Annotated in this window: 13 protein-coding genes and 3 tRNA genes; 15 read left to right on the top strand and 1 reads right to left on the bottom strand. The window is 58.6% G+C overall.

What is annotated here, in order from left to right; genetic code table 11:
- Positions 1-3: 3 nt before the first annotated feature.
- The 14 genes from glmM (at position 4) to NQL71_RS06355 (ending at position 12403) form a co-directional block, all read left to right on the top strand.
- Entirely contained in the window at positions 4-1341 is a 1338-nt protein-coding gene (glmM, locus tag NQL71_RS06420; RefSeq protein WP_274642401.1) for a phosphoglucosamine mutase, read from the top strand.
- Positions 1342-1407: 66 nt separating this feature from the next.
- Complete coding sequence (gene tpiA / locus NQL71_RS06415; protein WP_046820617.1) at positions 1408-2163, top strand: triose-phosphate isomerase; 756 nt, start codon at positions 1408-1410, stop codon at positions 2161-2163.
- A 4-nt stretch (positions 2164-2167) separates the two neighbouring features.
- The gene (gene secG, locus NQL71_RS06410) at positions 2168-2551 is read left to right on the top strand and encodes a preprotein translocase subunit SecG (protein WP_017336473.1); all 384 of its coding nucleotides are present in this window, start codon (positions 2168-2170) and stop codon (positions 2549-2551) included.
- Between the two features lie 22 nt (positions 2552-2573).
- Positions 2574-2659: transfer RNA gene (locus NQL71_RS06405), tRNA-Leu, on the top strand.
- 97 nt (positions 2660-2756) lie between these two features.
- A tRNA-Met gene (locus NQL71_RS06400) sits at positions 2757-2833 on the top strand.
- A gap of 138 nt (positions 2834-2971) precedes the next feature.
- Positions 2972-3430 (top strand): ribosome maturation factor RimP, encoded by a 459-nt coding sequence (gene rimP, locus NQL71_RS06395; RefSeq protein ID WP_007973115.1) that lies wholly within the window; start codon positions 2972-2974, stop codon positions 3428-3430.
- A gap of 59 nt (positions 3431-3489) precedes the next feature.
- Positions 3490-4971, top strand: coding sequence for a transcription termination factor NusA (gene nusA / locus NQL71_RS06390; RefSeq protein ID WP_007988680.1), 1482 nt, complete (start codon positions 3490-3492; stop codon positions 4969-4971).
- Between the two features lie 27 nt (positions 4972-4998).
- On the top strand, positions 4999-7524 hold the full coding sequence (gene infB / locus NQL71_RS06385) for a translation initiation factor IF-2 (protein WP_077182426.1): 2526 nt from the start codon (positions 4999-5001) through the stop codon (positions 7522-7524).
- Between the two features lie 159 nt (positions 7525-7683).
- Positions 7684-8085 (top strand): 30S ribosome-binding factor RbfA, encoded by a 402-nt coding sequence (gene rbfA, locus NQL71_RS06380; protein WP_008057429.1) that lies wholly within the window; start codon positions 7684-7686, stop codon positions 8083-8085.
- Positions 8086-8088: 3 nt separating this feature from the next.
- On the top strand, positions 8089-9006 hold the full coding sequence (gene truB / locus NQL71_RS06375; protein ID WP_020796537.1) for a tRNA pseudouridine(55) synthase TruB: 918 nt from the start codon (positions 8089-8091) through the stop codon (positions 9004-9006).
- 115 nt (positions 9007-9121) lie between these two features.
- Positions 9122-9391, top strand: a complete 270-nt coding sequence (gene rpsO / locus NQL71_RS06370) for a 30S ribosomal protein S15 (protein WP_046820615.1) — start codon at positions 9122-9124, stop codon at positions 9389-9391.
- Between the two features lie 209 nt (positions 9392-9600).
- Positions 9601-11706, top strand: coding sequence for a polyribonucleotide nucleotidyltransferase (pnp, locus tag NQL71_RS06365; protein WP_007915263.1), 2106 nt, complete (start codon positions 9601-9603; stop codon positions 11704-11706).
- Positions 11707-11887: 181 nt separating this feature from the next.
- Positions 11888-11963: transfer RNA gene (locus tag NQL71_RS06360), tRNA-Thr, on the top strand.
- A gap of 134 nt (positions 11964-12097) precedes the next feature.
- Positions 12098-12403 (top strand): DUF6388 family protein, encoded by a 306-nt coding sequence (locus NQL71_RS06355; protein WP_166618442.1) that lies wholly within the window; start codon positions 12098-12100, stop codon positions 12401-12403.
- A gap of 51 nt (positions 12404-12454) precedes the next feature.
- Here the strand turns inward: NQL71_RS06355 and nadC are convergent, their stop codons facing one another.
- Positions 12455-13303, bottom strand: coding sequence for a carboxylating nicotinate-nucleotide diphosphorylase (gene nadC / locus NQL71_RS06350; RefSeq protein ID WP_046820613.1), 849 nt, complete (start codon positions 13301-13303; stop codon positions 12455-12457).
- A gap of 230 nt (positions 13304-13533) precedes the next feature.
- Between nadC and NQL71_RS06345 the strand changes: the two genes are divergently transcribed.
- Positions 13534-15492: a DUF1631 domain-containing protein gene (locus tag NQL71_RS06345; protein ID WP_274642400.1), complete on the top strand. Its 1959-nt coding sequence runs from the start codon at positions 13534-13536 to the stop codon at positions 15490-15492.
- The last annotated feature ends 26 nt before the right edge of the window (positions 15493-15518 follow it).

The raw sequence follows: 15518 nt of genomic DNA, 5'->3' as shown, positions 1-15518 counted from the left end.
CTTATGACTAAGAAATATTTTGGCACCGACGGTATTCGTGGTCGGGTCGGCGAGTATCCGATCACTCCAGACTTTATGCTCAAGCTGGGCTGGGCTGCCGGCATGGCGTTCCGCAAAATGGGCGCGTGCAAGGTGTTGGTCGGCAAGGACACGCGGATTTCCGGGTACATGTTCGAATCGGCGCTTGAGGCCGGGCTGACATCGGCGGGTGCCGATGTGATGCTCCTGGGCCCGATGCCGACGCCGGCCATCGCTTACCTGACGCGAACCTTTCATGCTGAAGCCGGTATCGTGATCAGTGCTTCGCACAATCCCCATGATGACAATGGCATCAAGTTTTTCTCCGGAAAGGGCACCAAGCTTCCCGATGAAGTCGAGCACATGATCGAAGAGTTGCTCGATACTCCGATGACCGTGGTCGAATCGAGCAAGATCGGCAAGGTCTCGCGAATCAACGACGCTTCGGGTCGCTACATCGAATTCTGCAAGAGTAGCGTGCCTACCGGCACCAGCTTTTCCGGCCTGAAAATCGTCATCGACTGCGCTCACGGTGCGACCTACAAGGTAGCGCCCAGCGTATTCCGCGAGCTGGGTGCCGATGTCGTGGTCCTGTCCGCGCATCCCAATGGCCTGAATATCAACGATAACTGCGGTTCGACCCATATGGGCCAGCTGCAGGCTGCCGTGTTGGCCGAGCATGCCGACCTGGGTATCGCGTTCGACGGTGACGGCGACCGCGTGCTGATGGTTGATCACACTGGTGCCATCGTCGATGGCGACGAGCTGCTGTACATCATTGCTCGCGATCTGCATGAGCAGAACAAGCTGCAAGGCGGTGTCGTCGGTACATTGATGAGCAACCTGGGGCTGGAGCTCGCCCTGGCGGACCTGGCGATTCCCTTTGTGCGCGCCAACGTCGGCGACCGTTATGTCATCGCGGATCTGCTGGAGCGCAACTGGCTGGTGGGTGGTGAGAACTCGGGGCATATCGTTTGCTTCCATCACACCACTACCGGTGACGCGATCATCGCCGCGCTGCAGGTGCTGATGGCGCTGAAGACCCGTTCGCAGGGTCTTGCACAAGCTCGCCAGGCATTGCGCAAGTGCCCTCAGGTGTTGATCAACGTGCGTTTCGGTGGCGGTGCAAACCCGCTCGAGCATGCGTCGGTCAAGGAAGCCAGTGAGCGTGTCACCCAGGCCATGGCGGGGCGCGGACGCGTGCTGTTGCGCAAGTCCGGGACAGAGCCGCTGGTGCGTGTCATGGTCGAAGGCGAAGACGAAACCCTGGTTCGCGGCTACGCCGAAGAGCTGGCAAAACTGGTTGCTGAAGTTTCTGCCTGAATTCGGCTTGCCAGCCTCGATTGTGTTGGGTAACATCTGCGCCCACTTTGACCGACGAGGTACAGCATGCGTCGCCCTATGGTAGCTGGTAACTGGAAGATGCACGGTACCCGCGCCAGCGTCGCTGAGCTGATCAACGGCCTACGTGACTTGGCCTTGCCGAGCGGTGTTGATGTCGCGGTATTCCCGCCTTTTTTGCATATCAGCCAAGTGGTTGATGGCCTGGAAGGAAAGTCGATTTCGGTCGGCGCGCAGAACTCTGCGGTGGAGCCGGGGCAAGGTGCACTGACTGGCGAGGTCTCGCCAAGTCAACTGGTGGATGCAGGTTGTTCCCTGGTGCTTGTCGGGCACTCCGAGCGCCGCCAGATAATGGGCGAGCAGGACGAAGTGCTGATTCGCAAGTTTGCAGCGGCACAGGCAAGTGGCCTGGTTCCGGTGTTGTGCATAGGGGAGACCCTGGAGCAGCGTGAAGCCGGGAAGACCCTTGAGGTTGTCTCGCAGCAGCTGGGCAGCATCATCGACGAGTTGGGTGTCGGTGTGTTTGCAAAGGCAGTAATCGCTTACGAGCCGGTCTGGGCCATTGGCACCGGGCTGACTGCTTCGCCACAACAGGCGCAGGATGTGCATGCAGCCATTCGCGCGCAGTTGGCGGCAGAGAATTCTGAAGTCGCGCAAGGTGTGCGGCTTCTATACGGCGGCAGCGTGAAGGCGGCCAATGCGGTCGAACTGTTCGGCATGCCGGATATCGATGGGGGCCTCATTGGTGGGGCTTCCCTGAATGCAGATGAGTTCGGTGCGATTTGTCGCGCCGCGGGAAACTGAAAAAATGCTGGAAACAGTCGTAGTCGTTTTTCATCTGCTGGGTGCATTGGGCGTAGTAGCTCTGGTTTTGCTGCAGCAGGGTAAAGGTGCGGACGCTGGCGCGTCTTTCGGAGCAGGTGCTTCAAATACTGTGTTCGGAAGCCAAGGTTCCTCTACCTTTCTTAGTAAGTTTACTGCTATACTTGCCGCAGGTTTCTTCATAACCAGCTTAGGGTTAGGTTACTTTGCTAAAGAGAAAGCTCACCAGCTGACTCAAGTAGGTTTGCCAAACCCGGCAGTGTTGGAAGTTCCAAAGCAACAACCGGCTTCTGATGATGTCCCGGTGCTTCAAGAGCAAAAGTCGGCTACTCCAGCGACTGACGTGCCTCCAGCTCAAGAGCAGAAGTAAGAAGGGTTTCAAACGTAGTATTGCCGAGGTGGTGGAATTGGTAGACACGCAACCTTGAGGTGGTTGTGCCCATAGGGTGTAGGGGTTCGAGTCCCCTTCTCGGTACCAATTAGTCAGGAGAGCCCGCTGTTGCGGGCTTTCTTGCAGGTGGAAGGTTACATTGACCCTGTAGGGGATCGGTCGTATACTTCCGCCCCAGCTTTGTCGCGGGGTGGAGCAGTCTGGTAGCTCGTCGGGCTCATAACCCGAAGGTCGTCGGTTCAAATCCGGCCCCCGCAACCAGTTTAAGGAGCCCCTTTTAAGGGGCTTTTTGTTAGCTGGACACTTCCAACGCCGCTGTTCGACGGCGTTTCAAGGATGGGCGTTTCGCCCATTTTTTTATTTTGCATAGCATGCACATACATGCACGAGGGGGTTCAGGTGTCGAGCAAGCTAGAAGAGTTGCAGGCCTTGCTGGCCCCGGTGGTCGTGGCCCTAGGCTATGAATGCTGGGGTATCGAGTTTTCGGCTCAGGGTCGTCACTCGATGTTGCGCGTTTATATCGATAAAGAGGGCGGTGTGCTGGTGGACGATTGTGCCATCGTCAGCCGTCAGATCAGCGGTGTATTGGATGTTGAAGATCCAATCTCCGTTGAATACACCCTCGAAGTTTCCTCGCCAGGCATGGAACGCCCGCTGTTCACTCTTGAGCAGTTTGCAAAATTTGCCGGTGAACAAGTGAAGATCAAGCTGCGCTCGCCTTTTGAAGGACGACGCAACTTTCAGGGCCTTCTGCGCGGTGTAGAAGAGCAGGACGTCGTGGTGCAGGTAGAAGACCATGAGTTCCTGTTGCCGATCGATATGATCGACAAGGCCAACATTATTCCCAGTTTTGACTGAGGCGTGCCAGATACTGCGGATCCCGCGGATCCAATGGCTTGCGAAAGGCGAGGCGTACGATGAGCAAAGAAGTACTGCTGGTTGTTGAGTCGGTATCCAATGAAAAGGGCGTACCGGCTAACGTAATTTTTGAAGCGCTGGAGCTCGCTCTGGCCACGGCTACCAAAAAGCGTTTCGAGGACGAAGTCGATCTGCGTGTGGAAATCAACCGCCACACCGGTGCTTACGAAACCTTCCGTCGCTGGACGGTCGTCGAAGAAGCAGACCTGGACGATCCGGCCATCGAAACCTGGCCGAGCAAGGTTGCTGAAACGCACCCTGGCGCCAAGGTCGGTGACGTTGTCGAAGAGAAAATCGAGTCCATCGAATTCGGCCGTATCGCTGCACAGACTGCCAAGCAGGTCATCGTGCAGAAGGTTCGCGAAGCCGAGCGCGCTCAGGTTGTCGACGCTTACCGCGAGCGCCTGGGTGAAATCATCTCCGGCACCGTGAAAAAAGTCACCCGCGATAACGTGATCGTCGACCTGGGTAACAACGCCGAGGCGTTGCTGGCCCGTGAAGACATCATTTCTCGCGAAACTTTCCGGGTTGGCGTGCGCTTGCGTGCGCTGCTCAAGGAAATCCGCACCGAGAACCGCGGCCCGCAGTTGATCCTGTCGCGTACCGCGCCGGAAATGCTGATCGAGTTGTTCCGCATCGAAGTGCCGGAAATTGCCGAAGGCCTGATCGAAGTAATGGCTGCGTCCCGTGATCCGGGTTCGCGCGCCAAGATCGCCGTGCGCTCCAAGGACAAACGCATCGACCCGCAGGGCGCTTGCATCGGTATGCGCGGTTCGCGCGTCCAGGCAGTGTCGGGCGAGTTGGGTGGTGAGCGTGTGGACATCGTCCTGTGGGACGATAACCCGGCTCAGTTCGTGATCAACGCCATGTCCCCGGCCGAGGTTGCGGCAATTATCGTTGACGAAGATGCCCATGCAATGGACATCGCCGTCGGCGCAGACAATCTGGCTCAGGCCATCGGTCGTGGTGGTCAGAACGTGCGTCTGGCCAGCCAGTTGACTGGCTGGACCCTGAACGTGATGACCGAATCGGACATCCAGGCTAAACAGCAAGCAGAAACCGGCGACATCCTGCGCAACTTCATCGACGAGCTGGAAGTCGACGAAGAGCTGGCACAGGTGCTGGTCGATGAAGGCTTTACCAGCCTGGAAGAGATTGCCTACGTACCGTTGGAAGAAATGCTCAACATCGACGGCTTTGACGAAGAAATCGTCAACGAGCTTCGCGCTCGTGCCAAGGATCGTTTGTTGACCAAAGCCATCGCTACTGAGGAAAAGCTGGCAGACGCCCATCCGGCCGAAGACCTGCTCTCGCTTGAGGGTATGGACAAGGATTTGGCGATGGAACTGGCGGTGCGCGGCGTAATTACCCGCGAAGACCTGGCCGAGCAGTCTATTGACGACCTGCTCGACATCGACGGCATTGACGATGATCGTGCCGGCAAGTTGATCATGGCCGCCCGAGCCCACTGGTTCGAGTAATTAGGCGCGGCCTGAGGAGAGAAGTGCATGACGCAAGTCACGGTGAAACAACTGGCCGATGAGGTCAAAACACCGGTAGAGCGCCTGTTGCAGCAGATGCGTGAGGCAGGTCTGCCGCACACCGCCGCCGAAGAAAGTGTGACTGATAGTGAGAAGCAATCGTTGCTGACTCACTTGAAAAGCAGCCACAAGGCGAAAGTGGAAGAACCACGCAAGATTACGCTGCAGCGTAAAACCACCAGCACCCTGCGTGTTGCTGGCAGCAAAAGCATCAGCGTTGAAGTACGCAAGAAGAAAGTCTTCGTACAGCGCAGCCCGGAAGAAATCGAAGCCGAGCGCAAGCGTGAACTGGATGAACGTCGCGCAGTAGAAAATGCTGCCCGTCAGAAGGCTGAAGAAGAAGCCAAGCGTCGCGCCGAAGAAGAAGCGCGTCGCCAGCCTGCAGCTGCGCCGACCGCTCCAGCCCAACCTGTTGCAGCGCCAGCTGCGGTAGCCGAACCTGTTCGCGAAAGCGCACCGGTCGTGGCAGCCGCTCCGGCACCTGCGGCCGATACCCGCAAGCGCGACGAACAGCGTCGTCCGGACAAGCCACGTGCCGACGACAACAATCGTCGCGGTAGTGGCGATGGCGAGCGTAAAAACGCTCCGCATCGTGCTTCGGTCAAGGAAAAGGCGCCAGCTCCACGTGTTGCCCCACGGACTACCGACGAAGAAAGCGACGGCTTCCGTCGTGGTGGTCGCGGCAAGGCCAAGCTGAAGAAACGCAACGCCCACGGTTTCCAGAGCCCAACCGGCCCTGTCGTGCGCGAAGTGAAGATCGGCGAAACCATCACTGTTGGCGATCTCGCCCAGCAGATGTCGGTGAAGGCTGCTGAAATCATCAAGTTCATGTTCAAACTGGGTACTCCAGCGACCATCAACCAGGTACTGGACCAGGAAACTGCCCAGCTGGTTGCCGAAGAGCTGGGCCACAAAGTGACCCTGGTCAGCGACACCGCCCTGGAAGATTCCCTGGCCGAGTCCCTGAAGTTTGAAGGCGAGGCTGTTTCCCGTGCGCCGGTCGTGACCGTAATGGGTCACGTTGACCACGGTAAGACTTCCCTGCTCGACTACATCCGTCGTGCCAAGGTAGCTGCTGGCGAAGCCGGTGGTATCACCCAGCACATCGGTGCCTACCACGTTGAAACCGACCGTGGCATGGTGACGTTCCTCGACACCCCTGGTCACGCCGCGTTTACCGCAATGCGTGCCCGTGGTGCCAAGGCGACCGACATCGTGATCCTGGTGGTTGCAGCGGACGACGGCGTGATGCCGCAGACCATCGAAGCTGTTCAGCATGCCAAGGCTGCTGGCGTTCCGCTGGTTGTCGCTGTGAACAAGATCGACAAGCCAGGTGCTGACCTCGATCGCATCCGTAGCGAACTGTCGGTACACGGCGTGACCTCGGAAGAGTGGGGTGGTGACACTCCATTCGTGCCGGTTTCGGCGAAGATGGGTACTGGCGTCGACGAGCTGCTCGAAGCTGTTCTGTTGCAGGCCGAAGTCCTGGAATTGACCGCTACTCCATCGGCTCCCGGCCGTGGTGTCGTGGTTGAATCCCGCCTGGACAAGGGTCGTGGCCCGGTGGCTACCGTTCTGGTTCAAGACGGTACCCTGCGTCAAGGCGACATGGTCCTGGTCGGTTCGAACTACGGCCGTGTACGTGCCATGCTCGACGAGAACGGCAAGCCAATCAAGGAAGCCGGTCCAGCCATCCCTGTCGAGATCCTCGGCCTGGACGGTACTCCGGATGCTGGCGACGAGATGAGTGTGGTTGCCGACGAGAAGAAAGCCCGTGAAGTGGCTCTGTTCCGTCAAGGCAAGTTCCGCGAAGTCAAGCTGGCCCGTGCTCACGCCGGCAAGCTGGAAAACATCTTCGAAAACATGGGTCAGGAAGAGAAGAAGACGCTCAACATCGTCCTCAAATCCGACGTCCGTGGTTCGCTGGAAGCGTTGAACGGTGCCTTGAACGGCCTGGGTAACGACGAAGTGCAAGTGCGCGTGGTCGGTGGCGGTGTCGGTGGTATCACCGAATCCGACGCCAACCTGGCACTGGCCTCCAACGCTGTACTGTTCGGCTTCAACGTGCGTGCCGATGCTGGCGCGCGCAAGATCGTCGAGCAGGAAGGTCTGGATATGCGTTACTACAACGTGATCTACGACATCATCGAAGACGTCAAGAAAGCCCTGACCGGCATGCTCGGCAGCGATGTTCGCGAGAACATCCTGGGTATCGCCGAGGTGCGTGACGTGTTCCGTTCGCCGAAGTTTGGCGCGATCGCCGGTTGCATGGTGATCGAAGGTGTCGTTCACCGTAACCGTCCAATCCGTGTACTGCGTGAAGACATCGTTATCTTCGAAGGCGAGCTGGAATCCCTGCGCCGCTTCAAGGATGACGCTTCCGAAGTGCGTGCCGGCATGGAATGCGGTATCGGCGTTAAGAGCTACAACGACGTCAAGGTCGGTGACAAGATCGAAGTCTTCGAGAAGGTCCAGGTTGCTCGCAGCCTCTAACTCGCGCACTTCAAGAGCCGTGATGGCCAGCCGCATGCAATTGCGCGGCGCATCGCCCGGACTCTAAACGCAACGCCCGGTCTGGCTTTTGTCAGGCCGGGCGTTTGCCGCTTTCAGACCACACGGGTTTCACCGTGGGGCAGTAACAGGTAACAAGACATGGCAAAAGAATACAGCCGTACCCAACGTATCGGCGATCAGATGCAGCGCGAGCTGGCACAACTGATCCGTCGTGAAGTCAAAGACCCGCGCGTCGGCCTGGTCACCATTACCGCTGTGGAAGTCAGCCGTGACGTCGGTCACGCGAAGATCTTCATTACCGTGATGGGCCAGGACAGCCACGAAGACATCGCGCAAAGCATCAAGGTGCTCAACTCCGCCGCCGGTTTCCTGCGCATGCAGCTGGCTCGCGAGATGAAGCTGCGCAGCGTTCCGCAGTTGCACTTCCACTACGATGAAAGCGTCGTGCGCGGTGCGCATCTGTCGGCCTTGATCGAGCGCGCAGTGGCTGAAGACAATCAGCACTCGGTTGCGGCACAAGCCGAAGACACCAAGGAGTAATCGGTGGCTCAGGTTAAACGTATCCGTCGTAACGTCAGTGGCATCATCCTGCTCGACAAGCCGCTGGGGTTCACCTCCAACGCCGCCTTGCAGAAGGTCCGCTGGTTGCTCAACGCCGAGAAGGCCGGGCACACCGGTAGTCTCGATCCGCTGGCCACCGGCGTGTTGCCGCTGTGCTTCGGCGAGGCCACCAAGTTCTCGCAGTACCTGCTCGATTCCGACAAGGGTTACGAAACCCTGGCGCAGCTGGGCAAGACCACCACTACGGCCGATGCCGAAGGTGAGGTTTTGCAGGAGCGGCCGGTGACCGTTGGTCGCGCCGATATCGAAGCTGTATTGCCGCAATTTCGTGGGCAAATCAGTCAGATACCGCCGATGTACTCGGCCCTCAAGCGTGATGGGCAGCCGTTGTACAAGCTGGCCCGAGCAGGTGAAGTAGTGGAGCGCGAACCGCGTTCTGTTACTATTACGCGCTTGGAATTGCTGGCCTTCGAAGGGGATACTGCGCGGCTTGCGGTGGATTGCACCAAAGGCACCTATATTCGCACCCTGGTGGAGGATATCGGTGAGCAACTCGGTTGTGGCGCTTACGTTGCAGAACTGCGACGTACCCAGGCCGGGCCTTTCACCCTGGCGCAGACCGTTACTCTCGAAGAGCTGGAAGCGGTACATGCCGAAGGCGGCAACGAGGCGGTCGACCGCTTCCTGATGCCATCGGACAGCGGCCTGCTGGATTGGCCACTGCTGCAGTTCTCGGAAGCGAGTGCGTTCTACTGGCTCAACGGCCAGCCGGTACGCGCCCCGGATGCCCCGAAGTTCGGCATGGTACGGGTACAGGATCACAATGGTCGCTTCATCGGTATCGGTGAAGTGAGCGAAGACGGGCGCATCGCGCCGCGTCGACTGATTCGGTCAGAATGACCGAACGAGTGTGGCTGTTAGCAGGCACGGTCACTACTCATTTTTAGATACAGGGATTTGTCCCTGGCCTGTTGAAACTGTTTTTGAAACAGTTTCCTGATAAAAGGATTGCCACATGGCTCTCGACGTTCAAGAAAAAGCTCAAATCGTAGCTGACTACCAGCAAGCTGTTGGTGACACTGGTTCGCCAGAAGTGCAAGTTGCACTGCTGACCGCCAACATCAACAAACTGCAAGGTCACTTCAAGGCCAACGGTAAAGATCACCACTCCCGTCGTGGTCTGATCCGCATGGTTAACCAGCGTCGTAAGCTGCTGGACTACCTGAAAGGCAAAGACGTGAGCCGTTACAGCGCTCTGATCGGTCGCCTGGGTCTGCGTCGCTAATAAGCGATTGCGCTAGAGGTTGGTTGTCTGTCGTGCATCAGCGGATTTGCGCCGGTGCATGGCAGGCTCCCAGCCTCAAGTTTTATCTGGATATCCGTTTTGCCTGTGTGAGTACAACCAGGACAACCGGTCGGGCCGATTCCCGGCGTTGCCCAAGAATTTCGCAAGAACCCAGTTTCCCCAAGAGCCACAAAAGAAGGTAGGACACCGTGAACCCGGTAATCAAAAAGTTCCAGTTCGGTCAGTCGACCGTCACCCTCGAGACTGGCCGTATCGCCCGTCAGGCCTCCGGCGCAGTATTGGTCACCGTTGACGACGACGTCAGCGTATTGGTGACCGTCGTTGGTGCCAAGCAAGCCGATCCAGGCAAGGGCTTCTTCCCTCTGTCTGTTCACTACCAGGAAAAGACTTACGCTGCCGGTAAGATCCCTGGCGGTTTCTTCAAGCGCGAAGGCCGTCCTTCCGAGAAAGAAACCCTGACTTCCCGACTGATCGACCGTCCGATCCGTCCGCTGTTCCCTGAAGGCTTCATGAACGAAGTGCAGGTTGTCTGCACCGTCGTGTCCACCAGCAAGAAGACCGATCCGGACATCGCTGCGATGATCGGTACCTCGGCTGCGCTGGCCATCTCCGGCATTCCTTTCGATGGCCCGATCGGCGCTGCCCGCGTTGCCTTCCACGAAAGCACCGGCTACCTGCTGAACCCGACTTACGAGCAGCAAGCTGCTTCGAGCCTGGACATGGTCGTTGCCGGTACTTCGGACGCCGTGCTGATGGTTGAATCGGAAGCCAAAGAGCTGACCGAAGACCAGATGCTGGGCGCGGTACTGTTTGCTCACGACGAATTCCAGGTTGTGATCAACGCTGTCAAAGAACTGGCCGCTGAAGCTGCCAAGCCAACCTGGACCTGGGCTCCTGCGCCAGAAGCCACCGAACTGCTGGGCGCTATCCGTGCCGAGTTCGGCGAAGCGATCTCCCAGGCCTACACCATCACCGTCAAGGCCGACCGTTACGCTCGCCTGGGCGAGTTGAAGGACCAGGTCGTTGCCAAGCTGTCCGGTGAAGAAGGCCAGCCTTCTTCCAGCGAAGTCAAAGCGGCGTTCGGCGAAATCGAATACCGCACCGTTCGCGAAAACATCGTTAACGGCAAGCCACGTATCGACGGTCGCGACACCAAGACCGTACGTCCGTTGAACATCGAAGTCGGTGTTCTGCCAAAGACCCACGGTTCGGCTCTGTTCACCCGTGGCGAAACTCAGGCTCTGGTTGTTGCAACACTGGGTACTGCCCGTGACGCACAGCTGCTGGATACCCTGGAAGGCGAGAAAAAAGACCCGTTCATGCTGCACTACAACTTCCCACCGTTCTCGGTAGGCGAGTGTGGTCGCATGGGGGGCGCTGGTCGTCGTGAAATCGGTCACGGCCGTCTGGCCCGTCGTTCGGTTTCGGCCATGCTGCCAGCCGCTGACGTGTTCCCGTACACCATCCGTGTTGTGTCGGAAATCACCGAATCCAACGGTTCGAGCTCCATGGCTTCCGTTTGCGGCGCTTCCCTGGCCCTGATGGACGCTGGTGTGCCGATGAAGGCGCCGGTTGCCGGTATCGCCATGGGTCTGGTTAAAGAAGGCGAGAAATTCGCCGTCCTGACCGACATCCTGGGTGACGAAGACCACCTGGGCGACATGGACTTCAAGGTAGCCGGTACCGCCAAAGGCGTGACCGCGCTGCAGATGGACATCAAGATCAAGGGCATCACCGAAGAGATCATGGAAATCGCTCTGGGCCAAGCCCTGGAAGCGCGCCTGAACATCCTCGGCCAGATGAACCAGATCATTGGCCAGTCGCGTACCGAACTGTCGGCCAACGCTCCGACCATGATCGCGATGAAGATCGACACCGACAAGATCCGTGATGTCATCGGTAAAGGCGGCGCGACCATTCGTGCGATCTGTGAAGAAACCAAGGCTTCGATCGACATCGAAGACGACGGTTCGATCAAGATCTTCGGCGAAACCAAGGAAGCGGCAGAAGCTGCACGTCAGCGCGTCCTGGGTATCACCGCTGAAGCCGAAATCGGCAAGATCTACGTCGGCAAGGTTGAGCGCATCGTCGACTTCGGTGCATTCGTCAACATCCTGCCGGGCAAGGACGGTTTGGTTCACATCTCCATGCTGAGCGATGCTCGCGTCGAGAAAGTGACCGACATCCTGAAAGAAGGCCAGGAAGTGGAAGTGCTGGTACTGGACGTGGACAACCGCGGCCGTATCAAGCTGTCCATCAAGGACGTAGCAGCAGCGAAGGCTTCGGGCGTTTAATCACTCCCGCGCCTGACCGCTGAACAACAAAACGCCCCGACTGGTTCGGGGCGTTTTGTTATGCGCAGAAAAATCAAAAGATCGCAGCCTGCGGCAGCGCCTACACAGGCTGCGATCTTTTGTTTTTTTAACGGTGTTGGAAGTTGCCTGACTCCATGGTCAGTGCTAGGTTTAGCCCACTGCCCGTGTAGCTCAGCCGGTAGAGCAGCGCACTCGTAACGCGAAGGTCGCAGGTTCGATTCCTGTCTCGGGCACCAGCGACACGTTGTTTTCAGATGATCCCGAATGGTTCTGAAGGCCAGAAAAGCCGGGCTTCAAGCGGTTTTTTTGCGTCAGAGAGATCCTTGATGATCCAGATCCATCTTCCATTCCCCCGATCAAAGAGAACGCCATGACCGTTAAAGAGTTGACCCAGGAAGCAAGGCACGTAGAAGCACTGAAGAAATACGTGTTGGATGCGCCAGAATTGATGGACGAGATCAAGGACCTGCCCGCCGACGATCAGAAAGACCAGATCCAGTGGGCGTTCGAGGATGAAGCCGAAGCCCAGGGCTTGCAGCCGTGGGAACTGACGCTCAAATACACATCAACCCCCGAAGAGTACGAGGCCGAGCGCCTGAAACTGCACAAGGAAGCGGCTGAAGTGTTGGGTGTCGAGTGGGATGAGTACTGCGAGATGAACAATCTGGTGGTCTGACAAAAACGCCGGCCTTCATGAGGCCGGCGTTTTTCGTTCAACGACGCGTGATCAGAGGCTCAGTCGCATCGACAGATCCACAGCCTTCACATCCTTGGTCATCGCCCCAATCGAAATGTAATCCACCCCGGTTTCGGCAATCGGCAGCAATGTGCTTTCGTTGATCCCGCCGCTGGCCTCCAGCTTTGCCTTGCCATCGTTCAGGCGCACGGCTTCGCGCATGTCATCCAGGCTCAGTTCGTCGAGCATGATGATGTCAGCCCCGGCCGCCAGCGCTTCTTTCAGTTCATCCAGGCTTTCCACTTCGATCTCTACCGGCTTGCCCGGTGCGATCTTGTGCGCGGCGGCGATGGCCTGGGGGATGCCTCCGCTGGCGGCGATGTGGTTTTCCTTGATCAGGAAGGCGTCATACAGGCCGATGCGGTGGTTGTGGCAACCGCCGCAGGTCACTGCGTACTTCTGTGCCAAGCGCAGCCCTGGCAGGGTCTTGCGGGTGTCGAGCAGTTTCACCTGGGTTTGCGCAACGAAGTCTGCCAGTTGCTGCGCGCGAGTGGCGACGCCGGAGAGCATCTGCAGGAAGTTCAGCGCGCTACGTTCGCCCGTCAGCAGCGAGCGAGCCGGCCCTTCGAGGTGGAACAGCACCTGATTGGGTTTGACGCGCTCGCCATCGGCGACCTGCCAATGCACCGCAACCCGTGGGTCCAGCTGCCGAAACACGGTATCTACCCATGCAGTGCCACAGATGACGGCGGCGTCGCGGGTGATGATGGTGGCTTTGGCCAGGCGTTCGGCCGGGATCAGTTGCGCGGTGATGTCGCCGCTGCCGATGTCTTCGAGCAACGCGCGGCGCACGTTGGCTTCGATTTCGGCGTTCAGATCGGCGAGACGTAGATTCGGCATAAGGAACTCCACAAACAAAGTGCTCCGATTATAGGGCCATGCTACCGAGCAACCCAAGGCATGCGCATCGTTCCCACCGTCCTGAAGCCTGCATCTGGTCGATTGCGTTGCGCGAGCCTGTTCTTTTCATGCGCGGTGAGCACTGGGGTGGCGTTAGGACTACCTTTACCCGATAATTCGCCTTGGATTTGACGTCACGACTTTGACGGCTGCAGGGTTCAGGAGGCTGGATGCACAACGACGGGAATGTGGTGCCTTTGCGCAGGGTCGCTCTCGACCAGGCGATGGACCCGCCACTCGCCCGCCTGCCTGTCATTGCGCTGCAGGTTCGCGACAAGGCTACTCAACAGCTCAGGCAAGCTCTGCAGACGCTGTTCGACAATGCCGACGATACCCTCTTCGAAATGGCCGACCGGGCACTCGATGATGTCGAGCAGAACCTGTTCTTTGAGGCGATGCGCGACCTGCGCTTGAAACGCAAAAGCATCGAACGGTTGTTTTTCGAGCAATTCTTCGAGGCGTTCATCAGCCTGGGCCAATGCCACCTCGCCTACAGGATCCTGCCTCGGTCATTGTCCACCAGCACCCGCGCGGCGCTACCTGATGACGGGCTGGAGCGCAACCTTGCTGTGGACGCGATGGTCAACAAGGTGCTCTACCGTGACGGTTTCGCCCTGGATCAGCTCACCGCCCGCCTCAGTACATTGCTGGGCAGGACGTTGATCGAGCAGCACAATCCGCTGGGGCCGACGATGCTCTGCAAGTTTTTTCTTGGGGCTGGGCGCCACCTGGGTGTGGACATCAAGGTGAAGATGGTCATCCTCCAGCTGTTTGACCGCTACGTGCTCAGTGGCGCCGGCCAGCTTTACGCCCAGGCAAACCAACTGCTGATGGCCACTGGCGTGCTGCCTGGCCTTGCGCCCGCCCCGATCAGTGATACGACGGAAAACGCCACCGCTGCTGCGCTAGCCGCACCAGCAGGGCCGGCAGCCGAAAACCATGTGCCCGAGGTATTCGCCAACCTGCAGAACCTTTTATTGCCGGTACGTTCGAGCGTTGCCGCCACCCCTGGAGCCAGTCCCCCGACACAGCAGATTTCCAACCGCGAACTGTTGCGCCTGCTCTCACACCTGCAGCAGCATGAACCGTTCACCGTGAACGACTCCGACCTGCGTGGCCAATTGCAGCAGCTGTTGAACCGGGTTTGGGTCAAAAGCGGCAAGTCGTGGGTCATCGAGGGGGTAGACGCCGATGCCATCCAGCTCACCGTCATGCTGTTCGACTGCATCCTGGCTGACGCTACATTGCCGGACCGCCTCAAGACATTGATCGCTCGCCTGCGGATACCGCTGGTGAAAGTGGCGGTACTCGACAAGCACTTGTTCAGCCACAGCAGTCATCCGGCCCGGCGCTTGCTCGACGAAATCGCCCGTGCGGCCCAGGGGTGGGGTGAGGCCGATGGTCATGAGCGCGACAGTCTGTATCGGTACATCGAGCAGATGGTGCTGCGTTTGTTGAATGAGTTTGGCGACGATCCGGCGATATTTTCCGAGTTGCTGGCGGAGTTCCTTGCGTTCACTCGTGACGAGCGCCGTCGCAGTGAGCTGCTGGAACAGCGGATTCGTGATGCCGAAGAAGGACGCGCCCAAACCGCCTTGGCCCGCCAGCGAGTGGAGCAGGCGTTGAATCAAGAGCTCCTGGGCAAGACACTACCGCACAGTGTGCTGGCGTTCGTGCACGACGCCTGGAGTAACGTGTTGCTGTTGACCTGCCTCAAGCACGGTCATCTGTCGCCGCAGTGGCAGGCAGATGTGCAGGCCTTGGCGGATTTGATCTGGAGCGTCCAGAGACACGACCAGCCCGATGCGCCTGAGCGTTTGCTGATGCTGGTCCCGGGGTTGCTCAAGTCGTTGCGCGAGGGGCTGAGCCGTTCGGCGTTCGATCCCTTTTCCACCAGCGCATTTTTCAGCGAGCTGGAGCGCTTGCACGTTCAATCGTTCGAGCAACCGGGACATTCGCCTGCGGGGGCGTCGGTGCTGGTCGAGGTGTTGGAGCCATTCTTTCTGCAGACGGCAGAGGAAGGACAGTTACGAGGCGGCGCGGTGCGCGTGCTTGACGATGGCGCATTGTTTGGCCGAGGCCTGGCATCGGTGATCGCCAAACTGCAGCGCCTCAATCGCGTCAAGTGATCGCTCCCAGAGGACTATCGCGGCAT

It is taken from the genome of Pseudomonas serbica (genome assembly GCF_028823535.1).
GTDB lineage: Bacteria > Pseudomonadota > Gammaproteobacteria > Pseudomonadales > Pseudomonadaceae > Aquipseudomonas > Aquipseudomonas serbica.
This window is presented reverse-complemented; position numbering and strand designations above follow the sequence as displayed.

Bases quoted from the DNA above. Each gene is read 5' to 3' on its own strand.
- glmM (WP_274642401.1), top strand. From the start codon at position 4: ATGACTAAGAAATATTTTGGCACCGACGGTATTCGTGGTCGGGTCGGC.
- tpiA (WP_046820617.1), top strand. From the start codon at position 1,408: ATGCGTCGCCCTATGGTAGCTGGTAACTGGAAGATGCACGGTACCCGC.
- secG (WP_017336473.1), top strand. From the start codon at position 2,168: ATGCTGGAAACAGTCGTAGTCGTTTTTCATCTGCTGGGTGCATTGGGC.
- nusA (WP_007988680.1), top strand. From the start codon at position 3,490: ATGAGCAAAGAAGTACTGCTGGTTGTTGAGTCGGTATCCAATGAAAAG.
- infB (WP_077182426.1), top strand. From the start codon at position 4,999: ATGACGCAAGTCACGGTGAAACAACTGGCCGATGAGGTCAAAACACCG.
- rbfA (WP_008057429.1), top strand. From the start codon at position 7,684: ATGGCAAAAGAATACAGCCGTACCCAACGTATCGGCGATCAGATGCAG.
- rpsO (WP_046820615.1), top strand. From the start codon at position 9,122: ATGGCTCTCGACGTTCAAGAAAAAGCTCAAATCGTAGCTGACTACCAG.
- NQL71_RS06355 (WP_166618442.1), top strand. From the start codon at position 12,098: ATGACCGTTAAAGAGTTGACCCAGGAAGCAAGGCACGTAGAAGCACTG.
- nadC (WP_046820613.1), bottom strand. From the start codon at position 13,303: ATGCCGAATCTACGTCTCGCCGATCTGAACGCCGAAATCGAAGCCAAC.
- NQL71_RS06345 (WP_274642400.1), top strand. From the start codon at position 13,534: ATGCACAACGACGGGAATGTGGTGCCTTTGCGCAGGGTCGCTCTCGAC.